Genomic DNA, 1,050 nt, shown 5'->3' with positions numbered 1-1,050 from the left:
TCAATATTTTTAGGGACATCATCTACTATCAGTACTTTCTTCTTATTAGATGAATAACTTGAATCCTGCATGGCATTGTTAACCGAATCATAACTATTTAAACTCATCACTAAACCACCTTCTTTAAATCATGCAGAGACTCAATGGCATCTAAAAAGTCGTAGTCTGCAATATAAGCCAAAACATGTTTCAGCATTTCTTCTTGTTTTTTGTTTGTTATCTTGAGTGATAACGCCCTTATTCTCTCTTCAGCTTGAATATCACCAGAGATAAGCAAAGACTCTATATAGTCAATTTCATCTAACATTTCACGACTCTTTTCGTCGTCACATTGATCGACTTGTCCTACCTCATCACCTTTCAAAAATACAATCGACTTCTCGATTAAAACCTTGTTATCTAAAGGTTTGTACATCACATCATCAAAGCATTTTTCTAAGTGTTCACCCGAATCTATATTCACTACATCAGCCGTCAAGCAGATAATAGAAGGGGTGCTGTCTAGTAGCTTTTCCCTAATGCGTTCAGCCGTTTCAAAACCGTCCATCTCAGGCATACGAATATCCATGAGAATTAGATCATATTTTTTTGTTATTGCTTTCTCGAGGGCTAGCTGGCCATTTTCCACCCAGTCAATCTCAACACCTATCTTACGATATAAATCACAGACTATATTGGCGTTAGCAGTATTATCTTCGGCCAGTAAAACTCTTTTGTTACTTATAAAAAAATCGTTGTTCATCACATAACTTGGGATAAAGCCTACCTGCTCATCTTCATCAGTAGATGAGTGCTTAACGTTTTCTTCGATACGCATCTTGACTTCACTTGGCGTGATCAACATTGAACAAGCTTCAGAAAGTTCTGCCCTTTTATCCTTACAATAGACAGCGCAAATCTTAACCAATTGAGATATCTTGGTTGGGTAGGTTTCAGACAGTTCGAAAAAGCGTTTATCGCTCATTATGAGAGGAGTTCGAGTATTGATACTGTTACTAGGAATTGTAGTGACTAGATCTTGCTCCAGTAACCTTTGCCCTTGATTAAATC

At 37.1% G+C, this 1,050-nt stretch carries 1 protein-coding gene; it reads right to left on the bottom strand.

The window, feature by feature from the left end:
- Nucleotides 1-109: 109 nt before the first annotated feature.
- Nucleotides 110-1,050: response regulator (locus tag ABJF11_RS10380; protein WP_348119780.1), on the bottom strand; the 941-nt coding region annotated here is incomplete at its 5' end.

Origin of the sequence: Reichenbachiella sp. (assembly GCF_039941815.1) — a bacterium.
Classification (GTDB): domain Bacteria; phylum Bacteroidota; class Bacteroidia; order Cytophagales; family Cyclobacteriaceae; genus Reichenbachiella.
Note: the sequence above shows the minus strand (reverse complement) of the source record. Positions and strands in the feature narration are given on the sequence as shown.